At 67.7% G+C, this 25,374-nt stretch carries 23 protein-coding genes; 12 read left to right on the forward strand and 11 right to left on the reverse strand.

Annotation, left to right across the window (positions count from 1 at the left end; genetic code table 11):
- The first annotated feature begins 11 nt into the window (after positions 1-11).
- Together AAHB17_RS12785 and AAHB17_RS12790 are read left to right on the forward strand one after the other, a co-directional pair.
- Complete coding sequence (locus AAHB17_RS12785; RefSeq protein ID WP_342130979.1) at positions 12-3,164, forward strand: efflux RND transporter permease subunit; 3,153 nt, start codon at positions 12-14, stop codon at positions 3,162-3,164.
- Positions 3,157-4,641 carry an efflux transporter outer membrane subunit gene (locus AAHB17_RS12790; protein ID WP_342130980.1) on the forward strand — a complete coding sequence of 495 codons (1,485 nt, stop codon included), beginning with the start codon at positions 3,157-3,159 and terminating at the stop codon, positions 4,639-4,641. The genes AAHB17_RS12785 and AAHB17_RS12790 overlap by 8 nt, the downstream gene beginning before the upstream one ends.
- A 39-nt stretch (positions 4,642-4,680) precedes the next feature.
- Here the strand turns inward: AAHB17_RS12790 and AAHB17_RS12795 are convergent, their stop codons facing one another.
- The gene (locus tag AAHB17_RS12795; RefSeq protein WP_342130981.1) at positions 4,681-5,655 is read right to left on the reverse strand and encodes a LysR family transcriptional regulator; all 975 of its coding nucleotides are present in this window, start codon (positions 5,653-5,655) and stop codon (positions 4,681-4,683) included.
- Positions 5,656-5,755: 100 nt separating this feature from the next.
- Here AAHB17_RS12795 and AAHB17_RS12800 point away from each other — a divergent pair, with 100 nt between their 5' ends.
- From AAHB17_RS12800 to AAHB17_RS12810, 3 genes are all read left to right on the forward strand, one after another.
- Positions 5,756-6,841 (forward strand): aromatic ring-hydroxylating dioxygenase subunit alpha, encoded by a 1,086-nt coding sequence (locus AAHB17_RS12800; RefSeq protein ID WP_342130982.1) that lies wholly within the window; start codon positions 5,756-5,758, stop codon positions 6,839-6,841.
- Positions 6,838-7,791 carry a PDR/VanB family oxidoreductase gene (locus tag AAHB17_RS12805; protein ID WP_342130983.1) on the forward strand — a complete coding sequence of 318 codons (954 nt, stop codon included), beginning with the start codon at positions 6,838-6,840 and terminating at the stop codon, positions 7,789-7,791. The genes AAHB17_RS12800 and AAHB17_RS12805 overlap by 4 nt, the downstream gene beginning before the upstream one ends.
- Before the next feature lie 138 nt (positions 7,792-7,929).
- A complete protein-coding gene (locus AAHB17_RS12810; RefSeq protein WP_342130984.1) occupies positions 7,930-8,814 on the forward strand; it encodes a Bug family tripartite tricarboxylate transporter substrate binding protein in 885 nt (294 codons plus the stop codon).
- 13 nt (positions 8,815-8,827) lie between these two features.
- On the opposite strand, the gene AAHB17_RS12815 is transcribed toward AAHB17_RS12810, so the two are convergent.
- Genes AAHB17_RS12815 through AAHB17_RS12825 form a run of 3 tightly spaced genes read right to left on the reverse strand, consistent with a single transcriptional unit; the run spans position 8,828 to position 11,380 of the window.
- Positions 8,828-9,505 carry an RraA family protein gene (locus tag AAHB17_RS12815; protein WP_342130985.1) on the reverse strand — a complete coding sequence of 226 codons (678 nt, stop codon included), beginning with the start codon at positions 9,503-9,505 and terminating at the stop codon, positions 8,828-8,830.
- Between the two features lie 5 nt (positions 9,506-9,510).
- Positions 9,511-10,485, reverse strand: coding sequence for a Bug family tripartite tricarboxylate transporter substrate binding protein (locus AAHB17_RS12820; protein ID WP_342130986.1), 975 nt, complete (start codon positions 10,483-10,485; stop codon positions 9,511-9,513).
- Between the two features lie 40 nt (positions 10,486-10,525).
- Positions 10,526-11,380, reverse strand: a complete 855-nt coding sequence (locus tag AAHB17_RS12825; RefSeq protein WP_342130987.1) for an NAD(P)-binding domain-containing protein — start codon at positions 11,378-11,380, stop codon at positions 10,526-10,528.
- A 196-nt stretch (positions 11,381-11,576) separates the two neighbouring features.
- Between AAHB17_RS12825 and AAHB17_RS12830 the strand changes: the two genes are divergently transcribed.
- A complete protein-coding gene (locus tag AAHB17_RS12830) occupies positions 11,577-12,245 on the forward strand; it encodes a GntR family transcriptional regulator (RefSeq protein WP_342130988.1) in 669 nt (222 codons plus the stop codon).
- A gap of 14 nt (positions 12,246-12,259) precedes the next feature.
- On the opposite strand, the gene AAHB17_RS12835 is transcribed toward AAHB17_RS12830, so the two are convergent.
- From AAHB17_RS12835 to AAHB17_RS12850, 4 genes are all read right to left on the reverse strand, one after another.
- A complete protein-coding gene (locus AAHB17_RS12835; protein ID WP_342130989.1) occupies positions 12,260-13,165 on the reverse strand; it encodes a ribose-phosphate diphosphokinase in 906 nt (301 codons plus the stop codon).
- 5 nt (positions 13,166-13,170) lie between these two features.
- Positions 13,171-14,739, reverse strand: a complete 1,569-nt coding sequence (locus AAHB17_RS12840) for a thymidine phosphorylase family protein (protein WP_342130990.1) — start codon at positions 14,737-14,739, stop codon at positions 13,171-13,173.
- A gap of 111 nt (positions 14,740-14,850) precedes the next feature.
- Entirely contained in the window at positions 14,851-15,846 is a 996-nt protein-coding gene (locus tag AAHB17_RS12845; RefSeq protein ID WP_446719595.1) for a tripartite tricarboxylate transporter substrate binding protein, read from the reverse strand.
- 36 nt (positions 15,847-15,882) lie between these two features.
- A complete protein-coding gene (locus tag AAHB17_RS12850) occupies positions 15,883-16,644 on the reverse strand; it encodes a GntR family transcriptional regulator (RefSeq protein WP_342130992.1) in 762 nt (253 codons plus the stop codon).
- Positions 16,645-16,678: 34 nt separating this feature from the next.
- Between AAHB17_RS12850 and AAHB17_RS12855 the strand changes: the two genes are divergently transcribed.
- On the forward strand, positions 16,679-17,476 hold the full coding sequence (locus AAHB17_RS12855; RefSeq protein ID WP_342130993.1) for an amidohydrolase family protein: 798 nt from the start codon (positions 16,679-16,681) through the stop codon (positions 17,474-17,476).
- A 52-nt stretch (positions 17,477-17,528) separates the two neighbouring features.
- Here the strand turns inward: AAHB17_RS12855 and AAHB17_RS12860 are convergent, their stop codons facing one another.
- Positions 17,529-18,698 carry an acyl-CoA dehydrogenase family protein gene (locus tag AAHB17_RS12860; RefSeq protein ID WP_342130994.1) on the reverse strand — a complete coding sequence of 390 codons (1,170 nt, stop codon included), beginning with the start codon at positions 18,696-18,698 and terminating at the stop codon, positions 17,529-17,531.
- Positions 18,699-18,826: 128 nt separating this feature from the next.
- Here AAHB17_RS12860 and AAHB17_RS12865 point away from each other — a divergent pair, with 128 nt between their 5' ends.
- Positions 18,827-19,717 carry a DMT family transporter gene (locus AAHB17_RS12865; RefSeq protein WP_446719598.1) on the forward strand — a complete coding sequence of 297 codons (891 nt, stop codon included), beginning with the start codon at positions 18,827-18,829 and terminating at the stop codon, positions 19,715-19,717.
- Positions 19,718-19,741: 24 nt separating this feature from the next.
- Here the strand turns inward: AAHB17_RS12865 and AAHB17_RS12870 are convergent, their stop codons facing one another.
- Both AAHB17_RS12870 and AAHB17_RS12875 read right to left on the reverse strand, forming a co-directional pair.
- A complete protein-coding gene (locus tag AAHB17_RS12870; protein ID WP_342130996.1) occupies positions 19,742-20,557 on the reverse strand; it encodes a Crp/Fnr family transcriptional regulator in 816 nt (271 codons plus the stop codon).
- Between the two features lie 219 nt (positions 20,558-20,776).
- Positions 20,777-21,265, reverse strand: coding sequence for a MarR family winged helix-turn-helix transcriptional regulator (locus AAHB17_RS12875; RefSeq protein WP_342130997.1), 489 nt, complete (start codon positions 21,263-21,265; stop codon positions 20,777-20,779).
- 180 nt (positions 21,266-21,445) lie between these two features.
- On the opposite strand from AAHB17_RS12875, the gene AAHB17_RS12880 reads away from it, so the two are divergent.
- The 4 genes from AAHB17_RS12880 to AAHB17_RS12895 all read left to right on the forward strand — a co-directional run bounded on the left by AAHB17_RS12880 (position 21,446) and on the right by AAHB17_RS12895 (position 25,276).
- A complete protein-coding gene (locus AAHB17_RS12880) occupies positions 21,446-22,429 on the forward strand; it encodes a PDR/VanB family oxidoreductase (protein WP_342130998.1) in 984 nt (327 codons plus the stop codon).
- A gap of 65 nt (positions 22,430-22,494) precedes the next feature.
- Entirely contained in the window at positions 22,495-23,457 is a 963-nt protein-coding gene (locus AAHB17_RS12885) for a Bug family tripartite tricarboxylate transporter substrate binding protein (protein WP_342130999.1), read from the forward strand.
- An 8-nt stretch (positions 23,458-23,465) separates the two neighbouring features.
- Complete coding sequence (locus AAHB17_RS12890; protein ID WP_342131000.1) at positions 23,466-24,797, forward strand: aromatic ring-hydroxylating dioxygenase subunit alpha; 1,332 nt, start codon at positions 23,466-23,468, stop codon at positions 24,795-24,797.
- Positions 24,794-25,276, forward strand: a complete 483-nt coding sequence (locus tag AAHB17_RS12895; protein ID WP_342131001.1) for an aromatic-ring-hydroxylating dioxygenase subunit beta — start codon at positions 24,794-24,796, stop codon at positions 25,274-25,276. Before AAHB17_RS12890 ends, AAHB17_RS12895 begins: the two co-directional genes overlap by 4 nt.
- The last annotated feature ends 98 nt before the right edge of the window (positions 25,277-25,374 follow it).

Consider the following 25,374-nt stretch of genomic DNA (forward strand, 5'->3'; position numbering starts at 1 on the left):
GGGAGTGAGGCATGGCCCGTTTTTTCATTGAACGCCCCATCTTCGCGTGGGTGATCGCGCTGTTCGTGCTGGTGGTCGGCGGGGTGTCCATCACCCAGCTGCCGATCGCGCAATACCCGCCGGTGGCGCCGCCCGCCATCGTCATCAACGCCGCCTATCCCGGTGCCTCGGCGCAGACGCTGGAGGACAGCGTGTTGTCCGTCATCGAGCGCGAGATGAACGGCGCGCCCGGCCTGATCTACATGGAGTCGGTCGCCCAGGCTGACGGCAGCGGCAACATCACCCTGAGCTTCGAGCCCGGCACCAACGACGACCTGGCCCAGGTGGAGGTGCAGAACCGCCTGTCGCGCGCGACGCCGCGTCTGCCCTCGGCCGTGACGCAGCAGGGCGTGCGCGTGGACAAGTCGCGCAACAACTTCCTGCTGTTCGCCATCCTGTCCAGCGACGATCCGGCCCTGGACCCGGTGGCCCTGGGCGATTACGCCGCCCGCAGCGTGGTGCCCGAGCTGCAGCGCCTGCCCGGCGTCGGCCAGGCCCAGCTGTTCGGTTCCGAACGCGCCATGCGCGTCTGGGTCGACCCGGCCAAGCTGCTCGGCTACGGCCTGAGCTCGGCCGATGTGACAGCCGCCATCCGGGCCCAGAACGCCCAGGTGTCGGCCGGTGAGATCGGCGCCTTGCCCAACATCGCCGGCCAGCAGGTGGCGGCCACCGTGGTGGTCAAGGGCCAGCTCACCAGCGTCGAGCAATTTGGGGCCGTGGTGCTGCGCGCCAACGCCGATGGCTCCTCGGTGCGCCTCAAGGACGTGGCCCGCATCGAACTCGGTGGCCAGGCCTACGCCACCTCGGCGCGCCTGAACGGCAAGCCCTCTGTCGGTATCGGCGTGCAGCTCTCGCCCAGCGGCAACGCGCTGGCCACCGCCAAGGCGGTGCGTGCCAAGATGCACGAGCTGGAACGCTTCTTTCCCCAGGGCATGAAGTGGGAGATCCCCTACGACAGCTCGGGCTTCGTCAAGATATCCATCGAACAGGTGGCCGAGACCCTGGTCGAGGCCGTGCTGCTGGTCTTCCTGGTGATGTTCCTGTTCCTGCAGAACTGGCGCTACACCCTGATCCCCACCATCGTGGTGCCGGTGGCCCTGACGGGCACCATGGGCGTGCTGCTGGCCATGGGCTACTCGATCAACGTGCTGACCATGTTCGGCATGGTGCTGGTGATCGGCATCGTGGTGGACGACGCCATCGTGGTGGTGGAGAACGTCGAACGCATCATGAGCGAAGAGGGCCTGCCGCCACGCGAGGCCACCCACAAGGCCATGGGCCAGATCTCGGGCGCCATCGTCGGCATCACCGTGGTGCTGATCTCGGTGTTCGTGCCGCTGGCTTTCTTCAGCGGCTCGGTGGGCAACATCTACCGCCAGTTCTCCACCGTGATGGTGGCGTCCATCGGCCTGTCCGCCTTCATGGCGCTGTCGCTCACACCCGCCCTGTGTGGCACCCTGCTCAAGCCGGTGGAGGCCGGCCACGCCCACGCCAAGACCGGCTTCTTCGGCTGGTTCAACCGCGGCTTCGCGCGCACCGCCAAGGGCTACGAGGGCTTCATCGCCCGGCTGCTGCCGCGCGCCGCGCGTTACCTGGTCATCTACGCCGCCATCACCGGTGCGGTGGGCTGGATGTACGCCCGCCTGCCCACGTCCTTCCTGCCCGGTGAAGACCAGGGCTACATCATCGTCAACGTGCAGCTGCCGCCGGGTGCGACGCAGGAACGCACGCGCAGCGTGATGGAGCAGGTCGAGAGCTTCATCCTCAAGCAGCCCGAGGTGCAGAGCATGGTGGCGGTGATGGGCTTCAGCTTCTCTGGCCAGGGCCAGAACGCCGGCCTGGCCTTCGTCACCCTCAAGGACTGGTCCGAGCGCAAGGCGCCTGGCAGCAGCGCCGAGGCCGTGGCCGGGCGCGCCTTCGGTGGCCTCATGGGCATACGCGACGCCTTCATCTACCCGCTGAGCCCGCCGCCGATTCCCGAACTCGGGGTGTCCTCGGGCTTCAGCTTCCGCCTGCAGGACCGCGCGGGCCTGGGCCACGAAGCCCTGCTCAACGCCCGCAACCAACTGCTGGGCATGGCCTCGCAGAGCAAGGTGGTGACACAGATGCGTCCCGACGGCCTGGAGGACGCCCCCCAGCTGCAGGTCGATATCGACCGCGAGCGCGCCTTCGCGCTGGGCGTGGGTTTTGACGGCATCAACAGCGCCATCTCCACCGCGCTGGGCTCGGCCTACGTCAACGACTTCCCCAGCGGCGGACGCCTGCAGCGCGTGGTGGTGCAGGCCGAAGCGGCGGCCCGCATGCAGCCCGAGGACGTGCTCAAGCTCACCGTGCCCAATGGCCGGGGCCAGATGGTGCCGCTGTCGGCCTTCGCCACCACCCGCTGGGTGACCGGCCCCATGCAGACCGTGCGCTACAACGGCTACCCGGCCATGCGCCTGAGCGGCAGTGCCGCCCCGGGCCACAGCACCGGCGCGGCCATGGCCGAGATGGAGAAACTCGCCGGCCAGCTGCCCCCGGGCTTCGGCTTCGAGTGGACCGGCCAGTCGCGCGAGGAAAAGCTCGCCGGCTCGCAGGCCCTCATCCTCTACGGCTTCGCGGTGCTGGCGGTGTTCCTGTGCCTGGCTGCGCTGTACGAGAGCTGGACCATCCCGCTGGCGGTCATCCTGGTGGTGCCGCTGGGCGTGATCGGCGTGCTCGCGGCCACCTGGGGCCGGGGCTATGCCAACGACGTCTACTTCCAGGTCGGCCTGATCACCATCATCGGCCTGTCGGCCAAGAACGCCATCCTGATCATCGAGTTCGCCAAGGACCTCCAGGCCCAGGGGCGCAGCCTGATCGAGGCGGCGCTGGAAGCGGCCCACCTGCGTTTCCGCCCCATCCTGATGACCTCGCTGGCGTTCACACTCGGCGTGCTGCCCCTGGCCATCGCCAGCGGTGCCGGCGCGGCCAGCCAGCGCGCCATCGGCACCGGCGTGATCGGCGGCATGTTGACCGGCACGGTCCTGGCCGTGCTGTTCGTGCCCATCTTCTTCGTGGTCGTGCGCGGCATCTTCAAGGGCAGCGCGCGCCAGCAACTGGTGCATGCGCATGACGCCCAGCACATGGGGATCAAACATGATTGAACCGAGTACCCCCCGCGCCGCCTTCGGCGTCACCCCCAACGGGGCAACACCAGCCGTCTGGCAAAGCCAGCCCGGCGGTGTTCCCGGTTGGGTCACTTCTTGTGTCGCGCTTGCTGTTGTTGGCTTGTTGTCGGCCTGCTCGCAGCTGCCGGTGTACCAGCGCCCGGCGGTGGATGTGCCGGCCGCCTTCCCCTCGGCGGGCACGGCCGCCGCCACGCCGGCGCGCGACCTGGCCTGGCAGGACTTCGTGCGCGAGCCCGAGCTGCGTGAACTGATCGCGCGTGCCATCGACAACAACCGCGACCTGCGCGTGGCGGTGCTGCAGATCGAGCAGGCGCGGGCCCAGTTCCAGATCCGCCGCGCCGACCAGTACCCCACCGTCAACGCGGCCGCCACCGGCAACCGCCAGCCGGCCACCGATGGCGAAAGCATCGCCAGCACCTACACCGCCGGCCTGGCCATGGCGAGCTGGGAGCTGGACCTGTTTGGCCGCGTGGCCAGCCTCAAGGAAGCCGCGCTGTCCCAGTTCCTGGCCAGCGAGGCCACCCGCCAGGCGGTGCAGGTCAGCCTGGTGGCGTCGGTCAGCAGCGCCTGGCTGGGGCTGCAGAACACCGACGACCAGATCGCGCTGACCCGCCAGACGCTGGCCTCGCGTGTCGATGGGCTGGGACTCACCAAGCTGCGTTTTGACAACGGCACCGCCACCGCGCTGGACCTGCGCCAGGCCGAGTCGCTGGTGGCGTCGGCCCAGGCCACGCTGGCGCAGCTGACGCGCCAGCGTGCCCAGGAGGCCAATGCCCTGGCGCTGCTGGTGGGGCAGGGCGCGGCCCTGCCCGCCGCGCCCGCCAGCCGCGTGCCGGTGTTCGACCAGGCCATGCCGCTGGCCGAGGTGCCGGTGGGCCTGCCCTCCGATGTGTTGCTTCAGCGCCCCGACGTGCGCGCCGCCGAGCAGCAGCTGGTGGCGGCCAACGCCCAGATCGGCGCCGCCCGCGCGGCCTTTTTCCCGCGCATCAGTCTCACGGCCAGCGTGGGCACGGCCAGCACCCAGCTCTCCAACCTGTTCTCCAGCGGGTCCTGGGGCTGGACCCTGGCGCCCCAGGCGGTGCTGCCCATCTTCGACGCCGGACGCAATCAGGCCGGCCTCGAATCGGCCCGGGCCGGCCAGGCCATTGCCGTGGCGCAGTACGAGAAGGCGATCCAGACCGCGTTCAAGGATGTGGCTGACGCGCTGGTCGCGCGCGAGCCGCTGGCCGAGCAGTGGCGCGCCCAGCAGGCATTGCTGGTGGCGGAATCCGAACGCGCCCGCCTCACCGACCTGCGGGTCAGCGGCGGCGTCGCCAGCCAGCTCGAACTGCTGGACGCTCAGCGTTCGCTGTTCGGTGCACAGCAGGCTCTGCTGCAGACGCGGCTGGCGCTGGCGCAGAACCAGGTGGCCTTGTACAAGGCCCTGGGCGGGGGCTGGAAGGCGCCGGGCTGAACCCCGGGGGGAACAGTGCGCCGCAAGCCTCCGCGGCGCTCATTTTCTGGGGCGCTTGGGCCGCGGCGGTGCGGCGGGCGCGTCCACCACGATCTCCGGATATTTCTCGAACGTGTGCTTCATCAGCTCGCGCAACCAGACGATGGCCGGATCGTTGTGGAAGCGGGGGTGCCAATGCTGGTTCAACGCAAATGTCGGCAAGGGCACCGGCGGCTCCATGACACGCACCGTCCCATAGCGGGCATAGACCGTCGCCAGCTCCTGCGGGACGGTGGCGATCAGGTCGGGGTGGCGTTCCAGCAGCAGGGGCACGATCAGGAAGTGTGGCGTTGTCACCAGCACCTGGCGCTGGACGCCATGTGCCTCCAATGCGCTGTCGTAGGCTTCGTTGGCCCGGCCGGTCAGCGACACCACCACATGTGGCATGTCCTGGAAATGCTGAAGCGTCAGCCTGTCGTCCTTGACCGGATGGTGGGTGTTGACGATGGTGACAAACGAGTGCATGAACAGCCGCTGCTGGTACAGCCCTTCCGGCGCGCTGCGGATGGAGCCCACGGCCAGGTCCGCGTCACCTTGCGAGAGCAGGCCTTCGATTTGCTCGATGGGAACCTGCAGGGTGCGAACGCTGCAGTGAGGCGCTTCCTTGCGAAGCCGCTGCAGCAGCGGCGGCAGGAACACGAACTCACCCATGTCGGTCATGCACAGGGTGAACACCCGGCGCGCGGTCTGGGGGTCAAAACGCGCTGAGGACAGAATCTGTTGACGTACCAGGGACATGACGTCCAGCACGGGCTGGCGCAGGGTCTCTGCCTTGCGGGTCGGCAGCATGGCGTCCCCGGACTTGACGAACAAAGGGTCGTCGAAGAAGGTCCGCAGGCGGTTCAACGCGTGGCTCATGGCGCTTTGGGTGAGCCCCAGGCCGTGCGCGGCGCGGGTCACGCTGCGCTCGCGAAACATGGCGTCGAACACCGACAACAGGTTCAGATCCAGACTCTGAGAATGTATATCGTTCATTTTGAGTATGCGTGTCATGCGGTAGACGCATTGTCTTCCTTTTCATAACCTTCGCCATCGCCACACAGACCGTCTTGTGGTGAGACGCAAGGAGACACACATGTTCATCAAAAACACCTGGTACGTCGCGGCCTGGGACAAGGAAGTGAGCACGGAGGGCCTGTTTGCCCGCACCATCATCGGCGTGCCCGTGCTCATGTACCGGACGCAGGACGGCCACATCACCGCGATGGAAGACCGTTGCTGCCATCGGGGAGCGCCGCTGTCGGTGGGCCGGCGCGAAGGTGATTGCGTGCGCTGCATGTACCACGGGCTCAAGTTCAACGCCGACGGGCAGTGTATCGACGCACCCGCGCAGTCGCGCATTCCACCGCAGGCCAGGGTGCGCAAGTTCCCGGTCGTGGAAAGCCACCGCTGGGTCTGGATCTGGATGGGCGACCCGGCGCTTGCCGATCCCGCGCTGGTCCCCGACACCCAGTGGCTGGACCACCCGGATTGGCGCAGCCTGGACGGGTACATCCACTACGACGTGAACTACCTGCTGATTTGCGACAACCTGCTGGATTTCTCTCATCTGCCGTTTGTGCACCCGACGACACTGGGTGGCAGTCCCGATTACGCGGCCGTGTCGCCCAAGGTGGAGCGGCTGGACAACGGCGTGCGCATCACGCGCTGGGCCTTCGACACCGAGGTGCCGCCGTTTGCACAGACCGTCAGGGCCTGGGAGGGCAAAGTGGACCGTTGGAACATCTACAACTTCACGGTGCCCGCCACGCTGTTGATGGACTCCGGCATGGCGCCCGCCGGCAGCGGTGCCGAGCGGGGTGAGCGCAAGGACGCCATCGAGTTTCGGGGCTGCCAGGCCATCACCCCCGAAACCGAGCATTCCAGCCACTACTTCTTTGCCCATCCGCACAACTTCGCGCTGGACCAGCCCGACGTCACGGCGTCCGTCCACCAGGCGGTGGTGACCGCCTTCGACGAAGACCGCGCCATCATCACGGCCCAGCAGCGCAGCCTGGCCCTCGATCCCGATTTCAAGATGGTGCCGTTTGGCATCGACGCCGCGCTGTCCCAATTCCGCTGGGTGGTGGCCCGGCGCATCGAGGCCGAAGCGAAGGCCGCGATGGATGCCGTCCAAGCGCCGGCATCGATAGGCCCAAACGTCGCGGTGGCCCGGCCATGACCCGCGCGACCGTGACACGGCTGACGCACGAAGCGGACGGTGTGCTGGGCATCGAGCTGCGGGGTGCCGATGGCCAGGTGCTGCCGGCGTTCACCCCGGGCTCGCACATCGATGTGAACCTGCCGGGTGGCCTGCGCCGCTCCTATTCACTGGTCAACGACTGCCGCGAGCGGGACCGGTACGAACTGGGCGTGGGGCGCGCGCCGGCCTCGCGAGGGGGCTCGAGCTACCTGCACGAACACCTCAGCGTGGGCGATCACCTGGAGGTGGGGGTGCCACGCTCGTTGTTCGGCATCGATCCGGCGGCGACGGAGCACGTCTTTGTGGCCGGGGGCATCGGCATCACCCCCATCCTCAGCATGATCCGCTGGTGCGAGGCGCGGTCCATGCCCTGGCGCCTGCTCTACTGTGTCAGGTCACAGGCACGTGCCGCCTATCTCTGGGCCTTGGCGCCGTTTTGCGGCCGGGTCACGCTCCATGTGGATGAGGAGCACCTGGGTCGCGCCGCCGACTTCCAGGCCCACCTGGCGGCGCTGCCTCCGGGCGCGCATATGTACTGCTGCGGGCCCGTGGCCCAGATGGAGGTCGTGGCGCAAGCGGTCCAGGACCTGGCGTTGCCTGCGGAAAGCGTTCATTTCGAGCGTTTCGGCGCCACCGCCGCCGCCCACTCCAGCCAGGACGACAAAAGCTTCACCGTGGTCTTGCAGCGCAGCGGACAGCGCCTGGTCGTCGAGGCCGGCGCCAGCATCCTGGACGTGCTGGAGCGCCATGGCATCGCGTCGCCCCACGCCTGCCGCGAAGGCCTGTGCCGCAGTTGCGAGCTGCCGCTGTTGGGCGGCGAGGCCGACCACCGTGACCATGTCTTGAGCGACCAAGAGCGCAGCCACCAGAGAACCATCTTGCCTTGTGTTTCAAGGGCGCTGTCCGACGAACTGGTGCTCGACCTCTGATCTTTTCCTGATTTCAACGACCCCTCAAAACACCGGAGACATTCCATGGTTCGATCTTTCATCTCGCTCGTTGCCGCTGTGGCTTTCGTTTGTACTGGAGCTGTTGCGCAAGATGCCTACCCCAACAAACCCATTCGAATGGTTGTGCCCTATGCGGCCGGTGGAGCCACCGATTTTGTGGCCCGCACGGTGGGGGAACGCCTGTCCAAGGCGCTGGGCCAAGCCGTTGTGATCGACAACAAATCCGGGGCTGCCGGCGCCATCGGTGCGTCGGAGGTGGCGCGCGCGCGCCCCGATGGCCACACCTTGCTGATGACCATCACAGACTCGCAGATCAACAACACCGCCTTGTACAAGGTGCTGGCCTACGACCCGCAGAAGGATTTCATCGGCATCACGCAGGTGGTGCGCAGTCCGGCCTTGATTTCCACGCACGCGGGCACCGGCATACGCAGCATGAATGAGTTGAGGGCCCGGGCCACCCGCGATGGCGCCAAGCTGAGTTATGCCTCCTGGGGCATCGGGGGACTGGGACACATCGCCGGTGAAAGCCTGAACCGCAGTTTGAAGGCCGGCATGGTCCACGTGCCCCAGCGCGGCGAAGCGCCGGTCATCACCGACCTGCTCTCGGGCACCGTGGACACGGGCCTGTCATCGGTGGCCAGCGCGATGCAGCATGTGCCCGGTGGCAGGCTCATCCCATTGGCCGTGCTCGGGCGACAACGATCGACTTCCTTGCCACAGGTGCCCACCATGCGCGAGCTGGGGTTCACCGATCCCATCTACGACAGCAACGTGTGGATCGGCTTGCTGGCGCCAGCGAAAACGCCGCCACACATCGTGGACCGCCTGGCCAGCGAGGTGAGGGCGGTGGTCGCGTCTCAGGACATCGGCCAGCTGTTCACCGGCCGAGGCTTTGAGATCATGAACTCCACGCCAGAGCAGTTCGCGGCGGACTACAAGGCCGAGTTCGACACCGTCACCAAGCGCATCCGCGAGCTGGGCATTGAAGCCCCGCAGTGAGGGGCCTGGCTGTTCAAGTCTCGACGAAGCAACCCAGCCGGGCCAGCGTGGCATCGACCCAGCTGCGGTCGTAGCTGCCGTCGGCGATACCGGCCACCATGTGGGCTTCGACCGCCTGCTTCTGGTGGGCGGCGTGCAGCAGGGCCTTGGCGTCGTCGAAGGGCACACACAGCAGACCGTCGCCATCGCCTATGACCAGGTCGCCGGGGGCGATCACCATGCCGTCGATGGCGATGGGCACGTTGATCTCGCCGGGGCCGTCCTTGTAGGGGCCGCGGTGGGTGATGCCGGCCGCGAAGACGGGAAAATCCAGGCGCCGGAGTTCGTCGGCATCGCGGATGGCGCCATTGATCACGATGCCGCCCAGCTTTTTGAGCGCCGCGTCGCCGACCATGATCTCGCCGATCAGCGCGTTGGTCAGATCGCCGCCCGCGTCGACCACGATCACGTCGCCGGGCTGGGCCAGCATCAGGGCCTTGTGGACCATCAGGTTGTCGCCGGGGCGGGTCTTGACGGTCAGCGCCGGGCCGGCCATGCGGCCACCGGCGTGCATGGGGCGCAGGCGGGCGCCACCGGCCGTCATGCGGGCCATGCAGTCGCTCACGTTGGCCACCGGCACCGTCAGAAACTGGCGGGCGAGTGCGAGGTCGACCGCGCGCTGGCGCTTGAGAATGCGAAGTCCGTGGTTCATGGTGTTCAGTCGAGGGTGATGTTGGATTTCTGGATCAGCGGGGCCAGGCGCGCGCGGTCGGCGGCATAGGCCTCCTTCATCTGTTTGGCGCTGCCGCCGACGATCTCGCCGCCGGTGTCCAGGATCTTCTGGCGCACGTCCGGCTGGGCGATCAGCTCGTTGATCACGCTGTTCCACTTGTCCACCACGGGCGCGGGCGTGCCGGCCGGTGCCATCAGACCCCAGACGCTGGCCAGTTCGACGCCACGGATGCCGGCCTCGGTGAAGGTGGGGGTGTTCTTCAGCACGCTGGAACGCTGGCCCGAGGTCACGCCCAGGGCGCGCACCTTGCCGCCATCGATGTGGCTTTGCATGGTGGGCACGGAGCCCATGTAGAGGTCGACCTGGCCGCCGATCAGGTCGGGCAGGGCCTGCGCCACGCCCTTGTAGGGCACGTGGGTGAATTCGATGCCCGAGGCGCCTTCCCAGAGCTGCAGGATCATGTGGGCCACGGTGCCGGTGCCTGGCGTGGCAAAGGTCACGCGTCCGGGCTTGGCCTTGGCGGCGGCCACCACGTCGGCGAGGGTCTTGTAGGGTGAGTCGGCCTTCACCGTCAGCACGGCCGCGCCCTTGGCCACCATGCCCAGGGGCTCGAAATCCTTGACCGCGTCGTAGCTGAGCTTTTTGTACAGCAGCGGGTTGAGGACCGCGTTGTCGGTCTGCGCCATGACCAGGGTGTAGCCGTCGGGCTTGGACTTGGAGACGGTTTCGAGCGCCAGGTTGCCACCGGCCCCAGGTTTGTTCTCCACCACGATGGTCCAGCCGTATTTGGTGTTGGCGGCGTTGGCGATCAGGCGGGTCAGGCTGTCGGTGCCGCCGCCGGCGGGAAAGGGCACGACGATGCGGATGGGGCGCTCGGGATAGGTCTGGGCGGTTGCCGGAACGGTGGCGGCGATGGCGCTGACGGCAGCCGCGACGAGGCAGGTGCGGATGAGTTGCATGGTCTTGTCTCCTGGTGATCGGTGGGGGTGTGGGGTGAGGTCAGCGGGCCGATTCGTTCAGCCACTCCAGGGCGTCTTCAATGCCCTGGCCCTTGTAGGGCGTGCGCGTCTGGTGGGTCGCCGTGCGTTGAAACAGCGCCTCGACCGCGGGCAGCACCAGGGGGCTCAGGCCCACCTGCCGCATCTGGCGCTGCGCTTCGGCCACTTCCTTCTGCCGCCGTGCCGAGTGCTCGATGTGGGTCTGGACCATGGACTCCATCAAGGTCTGCAGGTGCCCTTGGTCGATGTCGGACAGGATGTCGTGCAACTGCTGCCGCAGGCCCTGGCGCTGTGCCGTCAGCAGGCATTCGACCGACAGCGCTTCCAGTCCTTTGGTGAAGATGCTGCGCAGCAGCTTGAGCGAGGCAGCGTCCCCGGCCTGTGTGCCCACCACCTGAATGGGGGCGCCCAGCGCGCGGAACAGTTCGGCCACTTGCGGAGCGTGTTCGCCGGCACACAGCAGGGGTGTCTTGGTGCCGTGCAGATTCACCGCGCCGGTGATCGCCACATCGACAAAATGCGGGCCGGCCTGCGTGGCTATGACCTGCGCACGCCGCATGTCCTCGGGGTCGGCGGTGGTCATGTCGATGTAGAGAGCGCCCGGGCGCAGGTGGGGCAAGGCGGCGCTGGCGACATCCAGCGCGGCGGTGCCGAACACGGCGCTGATCACCATGTCGGCTTCGCTCAACCAACGCCCTGCGCGGGCGTGCAAGGAGGTGCCGTGGCTGTGCGCAAAGCGGGTCAAGGCCTCGGTGGCTTGGGCGTCCCAGATACCGCAGAGCGCCATGCCCTGGGCGGCGAAGGCGCCGCCGTAGCACCGGCCCACCATGCCACCACCGATGAGTGCGAGTTTCATTGCTGTGCTTCCTGTGTTGGTGTCGAAGTGTACAAATAAAAAACAAAGAAAGTACAAAAATAAAACAAAACTGCGGGTAAACCCCTAAAATTCACTAATTAATAAACATAAAAAGTACATTCAAACAATCGTTCACTGAGCCATGCAGGCCCCTGGCCTAGAATGGCGCATCCAAACGACAGGCGAGCAGGTGGCAATGAAGGGATCAGACAAGGCCTACGAAATCATCCGTGAGCGCTTGGTGGGCGGGCACTACAAGCCCGGCACCCAGCTGAAGGAAGAGCCGCTGGCGCGCGAACTGAACCTCAGCCGCACCCCGGTGCGCGCGGCCTTGAAGCGGTTGGTGGACGACGGCCTGGCCACGGCCGACGCGGGCCAGGGCGTGCACGCTTCGCAATGGACCGAGGCCGACATCGACGAGACCTTTCAGTTGCGGCTGCTGCTGGAGCCCTTTGCCGCCAGTCTGGCGGCGGTGCGCGGCGGCGACGAGCTGACCCAGAGCCTGCGCGAGAGCAACACGCGCATGGCACAAGCCATCGCGGCCGGCGACATCGCTGGCATACAGGCCGCCAACAGCGATTTCCACCGGGCCCTGGTCGGCGCCTGCGGCGCGCCCCGGCTGCGCGGCATGCTGGAGACCATGATCGACATGCCCATCATCGTGCGCTCCTTCTACATCGCCACCCCGGACGAGCACCGCCAAAGCCTGCACCACCACGAGGACCTGACCCAGGCGGTGGCAGCGCGCGATGGCGAACTGGCCCGCCAGGTGATGCAGCTGCACCTGCGCATGGCCAACATGCGCTTCATGACACACCGCACCGAATACCGCGCGGCGGCGGCGGCGGCGAACGCGGGCGCCTGAGGGCGGCGGCCGGCTCAGTCCCTGGCGGCCCAGCCGCGCAACACGGCGGCCACCGCCGGCACGATGCTGACCGCATTGCTGGCGTGGGCGATGCAGTCGCTGCTCCAGACGTGCCGCGCACCCGAGGACCGCACACGCTCGATGGCGTCGCCCGCGAACAGGGCGTGGGTCACCGCCACGTCCACCGAGGTGGCGCCGGCGGCGAGCAGCAGGCGCGTGGCGGCCACCAGCGTCTGGCCGGAGCTGGCCACGTCGTCCAACAGCACCACGGCGCGGCCGGCCACCGGCACGTCGGGCAGGGCGATCTCGACGTGGCGGTCGCCATGGCGCTGCTTGACGCACACGGCGTGGTCCCAGCCTCGGGCCTGGGCGGCGCTGGCCACCCACTGCAGCGATTCCTCGTCCGGCCCCAGCAGCAGCGGCGCCGTGTGGTGCTGCGCGATCAGGGCGGCCAACAGCGGCGCGCCGCTGAGCACCACGGCCAGCGCCGGATCGCGCAGCGGCACGGCTTCCAGCAGCGTTGCCACGCGGTGAAGGTGTGGGTCCACCGTCAGCACGGCATCGAACAGCTCGGCCAGGAAACCACCCACGACGCGCTGGCTCACGACTTCGCCGGGCTGGAAGGCGATGTCCTGGCGCATGTAGGCCAGGTAGGGCGCCACCAGACCGAGCCAGGACGCGCCCGCGGCCCGCGCGCTGCGTGCGATCAGCAGCAGCTCGACCAGCTTTTCATTGGGGTGGTCCAGGGTGCGCCACAGCACCACGTGTGGGGGCAAGGCAGGCGGCAGGCGCAGGCGCAGTTCGCCATCGGGGAAGCGGTGGCGCTCCACCACTTGCAGTGGCAGGCCGGCGGCGGTCGCCGCGCGCCCGGCAATGCCGGCTTCGTCTTCCAGGCACAGGAGGCAGGCGTTCGCGGACATGGGTTTCAGAACTCGACAAAAACGTGAGGCAGCTGCTCGGGGGTGCCCAGGCTGTAGGCGGTGGAACGCAAGGTGGCCTGGCGCGCGAACGCCAGGTCGGCCGTGTGGTCGGCGTAGACGCGGTACAGCGGTTCGCCGGCCGCGACCGTGTCGCCCAGTTTGTGAAACAGGTCCACGCCGGCGCCCTGCACCTTGGGCGCGCCGGCCAGCCGGGCGATGCGCGCGATCTGCAGGTTGTCGATGCCGGTGACCACGCCATGGGCCGGCGCCAGCACCTCAAAGTGCAGTTGGCCGAGCGGCGGGTGGTGGTGGTCGAAATGGCGCGAGCCTTGTGCTTCGATCATCGCGTTCATCTGCGCCAGCGCCCGTCCTGAATCGAGGATGTCGCGGGCGATGGCGAAGCCGTCGCCACCGCGCACGTCGGGGTTGTTCTCGATCAGGCGGCCGGCCAGGCGCAGGGACTTCTGCCGCAGGTCCATGGGCGCCAGCGGATCGTTCTCCAGCACCCGCATCACGTCGCGCGCTTCCAGCACCGGACCGACGCCCTGGCCGATGGGCTGGCGGCCGTCTGTGATGACAACGTCCAGCGTCAGGTGCAGGCGCTGCGCCACGTACTCGAACAGGCGGCGCAGGCGTTGCGCCTCGGGCATGGAGCGCACCTTGGCCGTCGGGCCGATGGGGATGTCCAGCACCAGGTGGGTGGCGCCAGCCGCGATTTTCTTGGACAGGATGGAGGCCACCATCTGGCCCGGTGAATCGATGGACAGCGGCCGCTCGACCGAGATCAGCACGTCGTCGGCGGGCGACAGGTCGGCCGTGCCGCCCCAGGCCAGGCAGGCCTTGTGGCGGCGCACGATGGCGGTGAGTTCTTCGACCGGCAGTTCGACCCGGGCCATCACCTCCATGGTGTCGGCCGTGCCGGCGGGCGACGTGATGGCGCGCGACGAGGTCTTGGGAAACACCAGGCCCGCGGCGGCCACGATGGGCACCACCAGCATGGAGGTGCGGTTGCCCGGCAGGCCGCCGATGCAGTGCTTGTCCACCACCAGCGGCGCCTGCCAGTCGAGTCGGCGGCCGGCGGCCACCATGGCCTCGGTCAGGAAATAGACCTCCTCGCGGTCGAGTTCGGCGCGGTTGCAGGCCACCACGAAGGCGGTCAGCTCGATCTTGGAGTAGCGGTGGTCGGCGATGTCGCGCACGATGGCGGTGAAGTCGGCCTGGGTCAGGCGCTCACCCTCGATCTTGCGGAACAGCGCCGGGATGGACTCGGGTGGCTCGGCCTGCGAGACCGTGACCGGGTGGCCTTTCGCCAGGCCCAGGCGGTCGAAGGCATCCTGCGACAGGCCCAGTTCGTCGCACTGGACGATACGCGGGTCGCTGCTGACGTGGAGCACCGCCAGGATGCGTTTGCCGTTGGCCCGCACCTCGATCTTGGACAGCGCCTGGAAGCCTTCGGCACGGTAGAGGGCGCAATCGCGGTGCAGGTAGGCCACGTTCTCGTGGTGGGTGTCGATGGCGACGCGGCGCAGTGCCAGCGTGGCGGCGCCGTCGGTGGCGGGGGGGGCGTGGTGCATGGCGCGCTTCTTGTAGGGGCTGTCTCGGATGCCATCCTAGCGCAGCCGCACACCTTGCGGCTTGTATTCACGCTCCGTCAAGCCGCCATGCCGGCGGCCACATGTCACGCATCACTCGACAGTGATGTTCTTGGCCTTGATCAGTTGGGCCCACTGTGTCATCTGGGTCTGAACAAACGCATGCGCAGCCCCCGGGCCGCCGGACTGAACCACCCCGCCGAGTTGGGCAATGCGTGCCTTCACCTCGGGCGCATCGAGGGCTTTCTGCATGGCGTCGGACAACTTGGCGATGACGGCAGCGGGCGTGCCTGCAGGCGCGAACAAGGCATTCCACTCGTGGATCTCGGCGCCTGGCACTCCGGCCTCGGCGAGTGTGGGCACGTCCGGCAGCGCCGACGCCCGTTTGTTGGAAGTGACTGCCAGGGCGCGCAACTTGCCGGATTGCACATGCTGCAAGGTGGAGGCCAGGTTGCCGAAGAACAGCGGCACCTGACCACCGATGACGTCGTTGAGTGCGGGACCACCGCCTTTGTAGGGCACATGCACCATGTCGACCGCTGCCGCCGATTCGAACAGGGCGCCGGCCAGATGCTGCGCAGAACCATTGCCCGACGAAGCGTAGGAGACTGCGTCTTTTTTGGTCTTTGCAAGCGCCGTCAGCTCAGCGATGTTTTTGGCAGGGAACTGTGCGTTGACCAGCACCACATTCGGGAAGAGCGCGACGACACCGATGGTCTGGAAGGCTTTGCTGGTGTCGTAGGGCAGTTTGGGGTAGAGCGATGGGTTGACCGCAAACGACGATGCATCGAACAGCAGTGTGTGCCCGTCAGACGGGGACCGGGCCACCGCGCCCGCACCGATTTGTCCACCCGCCCCGGGACGGTTTTCCACCACCACGCTCTGGCCCAGGGCCTCACCCAACTTGGGTGCCAACAGGCGGGCCATGGCATCGGCACCGCCGCCAGGCGGATAGGTCACCACCAGCGTGATGGGTTTGCTGGGCCAGGCGCCTTGTGCCCAGCCGGGTGTGTTGAGGCAACACAGACCCAGCGCCACCAGGGGAAGCAGGTGGCGGCGTGTGGGCAGATGGGATGCGGATGTTTTCATGGATGTCTCCGGGGTGTTGAAACTGGCGGTATGGAATTACCGAACCTGCGCGGTGTACTGAAAGGCAAAGGCGTCACCCAGTGTGGTGCGCAACTCGACGCACTGGTTGCTCATGTCGAAGGCTTTGCGCTGCACCCGAACGCAGGGGTGTGCGGTGTCCAGCTCAAGCCGCCTGGCGTCGGCGCTGTTGAGCAGTTCAAAACTCAGCTCATCCTGCGCGCGCAAGATCACCACGCCACAGACCCGCTGGTACATCGGGTAGAGCAGGTCGTCCCAGTCCTTGGGGTTGGATTCGGCCAGGGCGTCAAAGCGTGGCAGGCCCAGCACCAGGTGCTCCAGCAGACAAGGCCGGCCGTGCAGTGAGCGCATGCGCTCCACCTGCAGCACGCTGCCACCTTCAGGCAGGCCCAGCGCGTCGGCCTCGTCGGCATCGGCCAGCCGCCGTTTGACGCGCAAGATGCGCGATTGCGGCACGGACTGGTCTTCACTGCCGTGGCGAAACCGGAAGAATCTCATCATCGACGCCCCACCCAGGCCGGCCCTGACATAGGTGCCCTTGCCGTGTCGCCGTTCGAGCAGGCCTTCTGCCACCAGCAGGGCCAGTGCCTGGCGGATCGTCCCCAGCGCCACCCCATGGGTCTTGGCCAGCAGGGCCTCAGGTGGGATCGGCTCGCCGGCTGGCCACTCACCCTGGACGATGCGCGACCGCATGCCGGCCGCCAGCCAGCCATAGCGGCTCTGGCCTGGTTCGGGTTCACCTTCTGGCGTCACCGGCGAGCTGGTTGGTGTGATTTTCATTGATTTAGTCCTCTAGATGACTAGAATATACGGCATGAACAGCAACATGTCAAAACCAGCGGTCGATGCCCACTTTCACGTGTTCAACGCAGGCGATGGCCTGCCCGGTGCGCGCTACAAGCCGGCCTACCGTGCCTCGCTCAGCGACTGGCAAGGGCTTGCCCTGGCCGCTGGCGTGGGGCGTGGTGTGCTGGTGCAAACCAGCTTCATGGGCACGGACAACAGCCGCCTCTTGCACGAACTGGCGGCCGAGCCTGAACGCCTGCGGGGGGTGGTGGTGGTGGCGCCGGATGTCGAGCCAGCGCTGCTGCGGCAATGGCATGTGGGCGGCGTGCGGGGTATCCGCATCAACCTGGCGGGCGTTTCACACCAGATCCCGCAATGGCGCGAGGCCGACCGCTTGTGGTCGGTGATGGCCGAGTTGGGCTGGCATCTGGAGTTGCACACCGATGTGGGGGCCTTGTCGGATGTGCTGAGCCAGCTGCCCGGTGATCTGCCGCTGGTGATCGACCACATGGGCAAGCCCGATCGCGCGGCCGCCAACGACCCCACATTCCAATGCGTGCTGCAACGCCTTCGCCGGTCCTCGGTCCATGTCAAACTCAGCGGGCCCTACCGGCTGGGTGGGCGCCCCGCCCGCGATGTGGCCCGGCTGTGGCTGTCCCTGCTCGGTGAGGACCGTCTGGTGTGGGGCAGCGACTGGCCGTGGACCAACCACGAGACCGAGGTCAACTATGCGGGCCTGCTGAACGCGCTGCGCCAATGGGTCGGCGATGCCGTGGCCGAGAAGGTGCTGCGGGACAACCCCCTGGCGCTGTACTGGGGGCTGTGAGCCGCCGCCGATAAGGGCGCTGCCCCGGCTTCAGCGCGCAGTTTGCATTTTTTCAGCCGCGGCCCAGCCGGTTGGCCATGCTCCAGCGGTGCACCTCGGACGGGCCGTCGTAGACGCGGAAGGCGCGGATGTCCTTGAAGATGCGGGCGACGATGGTCTCGTCCGATACGCCACTGGCGCCCAGCACCTGCACCGAGCGGTCGACCACGCGCCACTGGGCCTCGGAGCACAGCACCTTGGCCATGCTCGACTCGTGGCGGCCCTTGTGTCCCTGGTCCAGCACCCAGGCGCAGTGCCAGATGGCCAGGCGGGCGCTGTGCAGGTCCATGTCGTTGTCGGCCAGCATGAAGCCCACGCCCTCGTGTTCGATCAGGGGTTTGCCGAAGGCCTGGCGCTGGCGCGCGTAGGCGGTGGCCACCTCGTGGGCGCGCCGCGCCTGGCCCTGCCAGCGCATGCAGTGGGTCAGGCGGGCCGGCGCCAGCCGCACCTGGGCGTAGCGGAAGCCCTCGCCGATCCGGCCCAGCACGTCGCTGGCAGGCACGCGCAGGTTCGTGAAGCGCACCACGCCGTGGCCGCCGGTGAAGCAGCTGTCCAGGGCGTCGATCTGGCGTTCGATGACGATGCCGTCGCGGTCCATGTCGCTCAGGAACATGGTGGCGCTGCCGTCTTCCATGCGCGCCATGATGATGGCGAAGCTGGCCCCGGTGGCGCCGGTGATGAACCACTTGAGGCCGTTGATGAGGTAGTGGTCGCCGCCGCTGTCGTGGACGCGTGTGGCGGTGGTCTGCAGCATGGACGGGTCGGAGCCGGAGCCGGGCGCCGGCTCGGTCATGCAGAAACACGAGCGGATGTGGCCTTGCACCAGCGGCCGCAGCCAGCGTTCTTTCTGTTCGTGGGTGGCGACCACCTCCATCAGGTGGATGTTGCCTTCGTCGGGGGCGTGGATGTTGAGCGCCACCGGACCCAGCGGCGAGTAGCCGGCTTCCTCGAAAACGATGGCCTTGTCGATGTGGGACAGGCCCAGGCCGCCGAGTTCGGTGCTGGCGTGGGGCGTGAGCAGGCCGGCGCGCCGGGCGCGCTCGACCAGATCGCGGCGCAGCGCCTCGTGGGGGCCATGGCTGTCCTGGCGCGGATCCTTTTCCATCGGGATGATCTCGTCGGCGATGAAGCGGCGCGTGCGCGCCTGCAGGTCGATCTGGGCGGGGCTGAGGCTGAAGTCCATGGTGGGTGGGCGGCGCGGTGGGGTGGAAAAGGCCGGCAGTATCGCGGGGCTCTGTGCCCAGCCACTGTCACCCGCGGCTCATGCTTTTATGATCAGGGTTTCTACCAGTACACGCGGCCCGCCGCGCCCTGCCCGTGGGACATCCCCTCCAGACACTGACCGGCATCCTTCTCGCCCTGTGCGCCGTGGCCGGGTTCGCCACCCTGGACACCACCACCAAATGGGTGACCGCCAGCGTACCTTTGCTCATGGTGTTGTGGTTCCGCTACCTGTTCCAGGCCGTGGCAGTCAGTGCCACCGAGTGGCCACGCCGTGGCCGGGCACTGCTGCGCACCGAGCACCCGTGGCTGCACCTGGGGCGGGGCGTGGCCTTGTTGTCGAGCAGTTTCTTTGCCTTCATGTGCCTGCGTGTGATGCCGGTGGGCGAGTTCACCGCCGTGGTCATGATCACGCCCCTGCTGGTCACGCTGCTGTCGGCGCGCATGCTCGGTGAGCGGGTCACGCTGTTGCGCTGGCTGCTGGTGCTGGGCGGGTTTGCCGGCACCCTGGTCATCACCCGCCCGGGCGGCGACGAGCTGGGCTGGAACGGCCTGCTGGCGGTGGGACTGGTGGCGTCCACCACCGGTTTCCAGTTGCTGACCAGCCGCATGTCGCGCACCGAAGACCCCATGACCATGCAGTTCTACAGCGGCTGGATCGGCGCGCTGATCGCCACCCTGCCGCTGCCCTGGGTCTGGGCCGACATCGATTCCCTGTCCCACTGGGCGGGCCTGGTCGCCATCGGTGTGTTCGGCACCCTTTCGCACTACCTGCTGATCCTGGCCTACCAGCGGGCACCGGCGTCCACGCTGATGCCCTACCTGTACGCCCAGATCGCCTTTGCCATGGTGGGCGGCTGGCTGGTGTTCAGCCACGTGCCCGACGCGCTGTCGCTGCTGGGCATGGCCATGATCGCCGGCTGTGGCGCGCTGGGCGCGTGGCTGACGGTGCGCGAACGCCGGGCGGCGTTGCTGGCTTGAAAGACTGGCCCGGCTTGACGGTGCTTAGCCCGTGATGCCCATCGCCTGCCGGTAGATGGCGCGACCCTGCTGGTAGCAGCCGCAGCTGGCCCTGAGCAGGGCGGGTCGGTCGGTGATATAGATGTGCCCGCGGTTGTAGTGGATCAGCCCCAGCCGTTGCAGTTGGCCGGCCGCTTCGGTGACGCCGGCACGCCGCACGCCCAGCATGTCGGCCAGGTGGTCGTGGGTCAGCCAGAGATCGCGCGAGCGCATGCGGTCCTGGCTCATGAGCAGGTAACGCGTGAGCCGCTGGAGCACGGGATGAAAGTGGTTGCAAGCGGCCTGCAGGCCCAGCTGGCGCAGCTCCACGTACAGAAAATGGCTGACGAGCCGGACCAACTGCGGATGGTCCCTGCCATGCCGTGCCAGTCGGTCTGCCTCGATTTTCCACGCCAGGCCCGCGGCACTCACCACCGCCCCAAAGGCCGAGGCAAAGATGCCCAAGGCGCAGGCACCTCCGTACACGCCCTCGTACCCGGTCAGGCCCAGGTTGAGTTGTTTGCCGTCCTGTGCGGGCGCCAGCAACGAGATCATGCAGCTGGTGGGAAAGTAGGCATGGGTGGGCGCCACGCCTCCCTCGCCCAGCGCGGTGGACGGGCTCAGCTCGACCAGCTCGGCCTGCGCCAGAAGGCGCTGCCGGCCGTGTGGCTCCAGCCGTTTCAGAAGTCGGTTGCCCAGGGCGTGGTTGATACAGGCTTTCTCAACCGGCGCGGTGGCGCATGTCCGATGGGATCCTCGGAGGGCCTGGGTTGACGCCTGCGGGCCACACCCCTGCGCGGCCTGGCGCGGTGGTGCCCACAACGGACGGTTGGTGTTGCATCGGCATTTCCTGAAACCTGCCCGGGGGCGGGAAAACGCCCGGCAAGGGGCGATCTGTTCAGGCGGAGTCTGCGGATGAAAGGGGGCTTGTGCGGTCAGCGTACGCTGCCGTACGGATGTGGCCGCGCAGACCCGCGTGGCGTGGGCGCGGCGCACTGTCTGCGGCGACCGCCTGGCTCCGCGCTTGAAGGCGAAGCCGTGTCAGTCCCTGGCCTGGGCCGGGGGCTGGTCGCCGCCGTGCAGCGCGATGATCTGCTGCAGCGCCGCTTTCAGCTCGGCCGAGCGCTTCTGGCCAAAGGGCAACAGCACCCGCTGCTCGTTCTGGCGGGCCAGGTCGATGAGTTCGGCCACCACCTCGCGCCCGGCGGGCGTGATCTCCACCATCGTGATGCGCCGGTCGCCCTGGCCGGCCAGGCGGCGCACATCGCCCCGCGCTTCCAGTTTGTCGATCACCCGTGTCACCGTCGGCTGGGTGGTCACCGACAGCCGGGCGATCTGGCCGATGGACAAGGCCACGGCATTGGACAGCGAGGCCAGCACCCGCCACTCGGTCACGGTGAACCCCTTGCTCAGCACCACCCGGTGGAATTCGTGCGAGATCAATTCGCTTGCCTGCGCCAGCAGGGCGGGCAGGTAGTCGCTGGCAAACAGCGGGCGGGATTCGGCGGGCGCTTGGGCGGCTGACTTCATGGGCCGATTGTCGCCCGCCGGTCGGCACGGTCCGTGGGCTACGTACAAACCCTCATGTTCAAATCGATTCCAAACGAATTTAATCACTCCTAAATATATCCATATGGATGTAATTAAGGCCCTCGCCGGCACGGAGTGAAGCAGCATGGCAGGGCGTTGTTTGTGGTTTGGAGAATGCAGATGAGCAGCAAGCTTGAGGTCCAGGTGGTCGCGTCGCGGATGCTCAATCCGCTGATTTGTGCCCTCACGTTGCGCGCCACCGATGGCGCGGCCCTGCCGGGTTTCAGCGCTGGCGCCCATGTGCGGGTGTCGGTGACCCTGCCCGACGGCACGACCGACTGGCGCCACTATTCGTTGATCGACCTCGGTACCGGGGCCGGGGCGACCGAAGCCCCCGCCCGCTACACCATCGCCGTGCGGCGCGAGGACGAAGGGCGTGGCGGTTCGCGTTACATGCACACGCTGCGGGAAGGCGACACCCTGAGCATCGAGCCGCCCAGGAACGACTTTCCCCTGGCCGGCGTCCCGGCCGGCCGCGCCGTGCTGGTGGCCGGCGGCATCGGCGTCACGCCCCTGACCGGCATGGCCGCGGCCTGTCGGGCGCAGGGCCGGCCGGTGCGCCTGGTCTACGCCGGGCGCAGCCGCGAACTGATGGCATTCCTGCCCGAACTGCAGGCCTTGTTGGGCGACGACCTGGTGGTGCATGCCGACGCGGAGCAGGGCGCGCCGCTCGACGCCGGGGCCTTGCTGGACGCCTGTGGCGCCGACGACACCCTGCACGTGTGTGGCCCGCGGGTCATGCTCGACGCCGTGCTGGCCGCCGCCCAGGCCCGTGGCTGGGCGCCCGAGCGGGTGCGCTTCGAGCTGTTCGCCGCGCCCGCCGCCCAGGCCGGCGACCAGCCCTTCGAGGTGGTGCTGGCCCAGAGCGGCCAGACCCTGACCGTGCCCGCCGACCAGACCCTGCTGGACTGCCTGGTCGCCCACGGCTGCGACCCGCTGTTCGACTGCCAGCGTGGCGAATGTGGCGTCTGCGCCGTGCCCGTCATCGAAGGCGAGGTCGACCACCGCGACCACGTGCTCAGCGCCAGTGAAAAAGCCGCTGGCCGGGTGATGCAGATCTGCGTCTCGCGCGCCAAGGGTGCCCGACTGGTGCTTGATCTCTGAGCCCGTCCCCGCCACCCCCGTTTCCCCTTTCCGTTTCCTTTCAACCCAGACCCAGGAGTTTTGTGATGATTTCCAAGCTGTTGATGCGTGTCTTGCTGGCTTTGAGCCCCATGGTGGCCATGGCCGCCCCCGGTGACGGCAAACCCCTGGAGTGGGTGGTGGGCTACGCCGCCGGCGGCGGCTCCGACGTGGTGGCGCGCATGCTGGCGGACGCCATGGGCAAGAGCCTGAGCCAGACCGTGCTGGTGGTCAACAAGCCCGGCGCCGGCTCCAACATCGCGGCCGACTACGTGGCCAAGGCGCGCGAGGTTGAACACACGGTGTTCACCGCCGACTCGGCCGTGCTGGCCGCCAACCCCTTCCTGTTCAGCAAGCTCAGCTACAGCGCCGAAAAGGACTTCGCTCCCGTGGGCATGATTGCCCGCTTTCCGCTGGTGCTGGTGGTCAACCCCAGCGTGCCGGTGAAGAATTTCAAGGAGTTCCTGGCCTGGGTCAAGAGCGACGCCAGGAACGCCAGCTACGGCAGCCCTGGCAACGGCAGCCCGCACCACCTGGTGAGCGAGCTGTTCCGCCTGCAGACCGGCCTGAACCTGACCCACGTCGCCTACCGTGGCGCCGCGCCGGCCATGGCCGACGTGGTCGGCGGCCAGTTGCCCTTCATGTTCGTCGACACCTCCAGCGGTGGCGCCTTCATCACCTCCGGCAAGGTGCGCCCCATCGGCGTGGCCAGCGCCCAGCGCCTGTCCACCATGCCCGAGATCCCGACCCTGATCGAACAGGGCCTGGCCGGCTTCGAGGCCTACGCCTGGCAGGCGCTGGTGGCGCCGGCCGGCGCCACGCCGGCCACCGTGGCCCTGCTCAACAAGCACCTCAACGAGGCGCTCAACTCCACCGTCGTCAAGGCCCGCATGCAGACCTTGGGCATCGAGCCGCTGCCCACCAGCTCCCTGGAGCTGGCCCGCTACGCCGCCCAGGAGCGCGACCGCTGGGGCCGTGTGATCCGCGAAGCCGGCATCAAGCTGGACTGAGGCAGGCCATGGCCAAGTACCGCAACCAGCCCGGGGCCGTGGCGGCCCTGGTGCGCGACACCGAGGTGCACAAGGACTGCTACATCGACGACGAGATCTTCGAGCTGGAGATGGCGCACCTGTTCGCCAACACCTGGGTCTACGTCGGCCACGCCAGCCAGGTGCCCAAGCCCGGCGACTTCTACGCCACCACCGTGGGCGACCAGCCGGTGGTGATGGTGCGCCACACCGACCGCAGCATCCGGGTGCTGCACAACCGCTGCGCCCACAAGGGCGTGAAGGTCGCGCCCGAGGGCTGTGGCAACACAGGCAAGTTCTTCCGCTGCCCCTACCACGCCTGGACCTACCGCACCGACGGCCAGCTGTTGTCCATCCCATTGAAGAAGGGCTACGACAACACAGGCTTCGAGGGCAGCGAGGCCGCGCAGGGCATGGCCGCCGTGGGCGCGGTGCAGGTCTACCGCGACTTCGTCTTCTGTCGCCTCAACCCCGAGGGCGTGGGTTTCGAGGACTACTTCGGCGCCTCGCTCAGCACCCTGGACAACATGGTCGACCGCTCGCCCGAGGGCCGGCTGGAGGTGGCCGGTGGCGTGATGCGCTACATGCATCAGTGCAACTGGAAGATGCTGGTCGACAACCAGACCGACACCTGCCACCCCATGGTGGCGCACGAGTCCTCGGCCGGCACCGCCGTCCAGGTCTGGAACCAGGCCCCGGCCGGCACGCCCAAGCCCATGGCGGTGGAGCTGTTCGCACCCTTCGTCAGTCCCTACGAGTTCTTCGAGAACATGGGCATACGGGTGTGGGACAACGGCCACGGCCACACCGGCGTCAGCGATTCCATCCACGCCGAGTATTCGCCCGCCCCCGGTTACTGGGAAAGCATGGTGGCGGCCTACGGCGAGGAACGTGCCCAGGCCATCGTGGGTGACGTGCGCCACAACACCGTCTACTTCCCCAACATCATGGTCAAGGGGCCGGTGCAGACGCTGCGCATCTTCAAGCCCATCTCGGCCCGCCAGACCCTGGTGGAGAGCTGGACCTTCCGCCTGGTGGGCGCGCCCGACCTGCTGCTGGAGCGCACCCTCATGTACAACCGCCTGGTCAACGCGCCGACCTCGGTGGTCGGCCACGACGACCTGGAGATGTACGAACGCGCCCAGGAGGGCCTGCACTCGCGCGGGTCGCAGTGGATCAACGTCGGCCGCCTGTACGACCCGGCCGAACGCAGCCAGGCCAACGTCGTCACCAACGGCACCAACGAATGGCAGATGCGCAGCCAGATGCGGGCCTGGGTGAAGTACATGACGGCCAGCATGAAAGAGGAGGTCACGCCATGAACGCGCCCACGAACCAGCAACTGATCGACTTCGTGGTCGCCGAGGCGGCCCTGCTCGACGAACTGCGCTTCGACGACTGGCTGCAGCTGTTCACCGACGACGGCCACTACTGGATGCCGCTGGCCCACGGCCAGACCGACGCCCGCCTGCATGCCTCGCTGATGTATGAGGACAAGCTGCTGCTGCAGGTGCGCATCGCGCGGCTGCACGGCACACGCACCTTCTCGCAGCAACCCACCAGCCGCTGCCACCACCTGCTGCAGCTGCCGGTGGTGACGGCGCGCGACGACGCGGCCGGCAGCTACACCTGTCGCACGGCCTTCCACTATGTCGAAAGCCGGCTCGACACCCAGACGCTGTACGCCGGCTGGGCCACCCACACCCTGGTGTGGCAGGACGGCGCGCTGCGCATCCGCCTCAAGCGGGTCGACCTCGTCAACTGCGACGCCGCCTTCGGCAACATCCAGCTTTTCATGTAGCGCCGCCGGCGGGCAGTTTGGCGTTTTCCGGACAGGGACGCTCGTAAAACGGATTGCCCCGCTGCGCCGCCGACCCGACACTGGGGCCGTGACGACCG

Origin of the sequence: Hydrogenophaga sp. OTU3427 (genome assembly GCF_038440225.1) — a bacterium.
In the GTDB taxonomy this organism is placed as follows: domain Bacteria; phylum Pseudomonadota; class Gammaproteobacteria; order Burkholderiales; family Burkholderiaceae_C; genus Hydrogenophaga.

Bases quoted from the DNA above. Each gene is read 5' to 3' on its own strand.
- AAHB17_RS12820 (WP_342130986.1), bottom strand. From the start codon at position 10,485: ATGCAACTCATCCGCACCTGCCTCGTCGCGGCTGCCGTCAGCGCCATC.
- AAHB17_RS12785 (WP_342130979.1), top strand. From the start codon at position 12: ATGGCCCGTTTTTTCATTGAACGCCCCATCTTCGCGTGGGTGATCGCG.
- AAHB17_RS12885 (WP_342130999.1), top strand. From the start codon at position 22,495: ATGATTTCCAAGCTGTTGATGCGTGTCTTGCTGGCTTTGAGCCCCATG.
- AAHB17_RS12860 (WP_342130994.1), bottom strand. From the start codon at position 18,698: ATGGACTTCAGCCTCAGCCCCGCCCAGATCGACCTGCAGGCGCGCACG.
- AAHB17_RS12830 (WP_342130988.1), top strand. From the start codon at position 11,577: ATGAAGGGATCAGACAAGGCCTACGAAATCATCCGTGAGCGCTTGGTG.
- AAHB17_RS12800 (WP_342130982.1), top strand. From the start codon at position 5,756: ATGTTCATCAAAAACACCTGGTACGTCGCGGCCTGGGACAAGGAAGTG.
- AAHB17_RS12790 (WP_342130980.1), top strand. From the start codon at position 3,157: ATGATTGAACCGAGTACCCCCCGCGCCGCCTTCGGCGTCACCCCCAAC.
- AAHB17_RS12890 (WP_342131000.1), top strand. From the start codon at position 23,466: ATGGCCAAGTACCGCAACCAGCCCGGGGCCGTGGCGGCCCTGGTGCGC.
- AAHB17_RS12845 (WP_446719595.1), bottom strand. From the start codon at position 15,846: ATGAAAACATCCGCATCCCATCTGCCCACACGCCGCCACCTGCTTCCC.
- AAHB17_RS12840 (WP_342130990.1), bottom strand. From the start codon at position 14,739: ATGCACCACGCCCCCCCCGCCACCGACGGCGCCGCCACGCTGGCACTG.
- AAHB17_RS12895 (WP_342131001.1), top strand. From the start codon at position 24,794: ATGAACGCGCCCACGAACCAGCAACTGATCGACTTCGTGGTCGCCGAG.
- AAHB17_RS12855 (WP_342130993.1), top strand. From the start codon at position 16,679: ATGAACAGCAACATGTCAAAACCAGCGGTCGATGCCCACTTTCACGTG.
- AAHB17_RS12880 (WP_342130998.1), top strand. From the start codon at position 21,446: ATGAGCAGCAAGCTTGAGGTCCAGGTGGTCGCGTCGCGGATGCTCAAT.
- AAHB17_RS12835 (WP_342130989.1), bottom strand. From the start codon at position 13,165: ATGTCCGCGAACGCCTGCCTCCTGTGCCTGGAAGACGAAGCCGGCATT.
- AAHB17_RS12850 (WP_342130992.1), bottom strand. From the start codon at position 16,644: ATGAAAATCACACCAACCAGCTCGCCGGTGACGCCAGAAGGTGAACCC.
- AAHB17_RS12795 (WP_342130981.1), bottom strand. From the start codon at position 5,655: ATGAACGATATACATTCTCAGAGTCTGGATCTGAACCTGTTGTCGGTG.
- AAHB17_RS12815 (WP_342130985.1), bottom strand. From the start codon at position 9,505: ATGAACCACGGACTTCGCATTCTCAAGCGCCAGCGCGCGGTCGACCTC.
- AAHB17_RS12810 (WP_342130984.1), top strand. From the start codon at position 7,930: ATGGTTGTGCCCTATGCGGCCGGTGGAGCCACCGATTTTGTGGCCCGC.
- AAHB17_RS12805 (WP_342130983.1), top strand. From the start codon at position 6,838: ATGACCCGCGCGACCGTGACACGGCTGACGCACGAAGCGGACGGTGTG.
- AAHB17_RS12825 (WP_342130987.1), bottom strand. From the start codon at position 11,380: ATGAAACTCGCACTCATCGGTGGTGGCATGGTGGGCCGGTGCTACGGC.
- AAHB17_RS12875 (WP_342130997.1), bottom strand. From the start codon at position 21,265: ATGAAGTCAGCCGCCCAAGCGCCCGCCGAATCCCGCCCGCTGTTTGCC.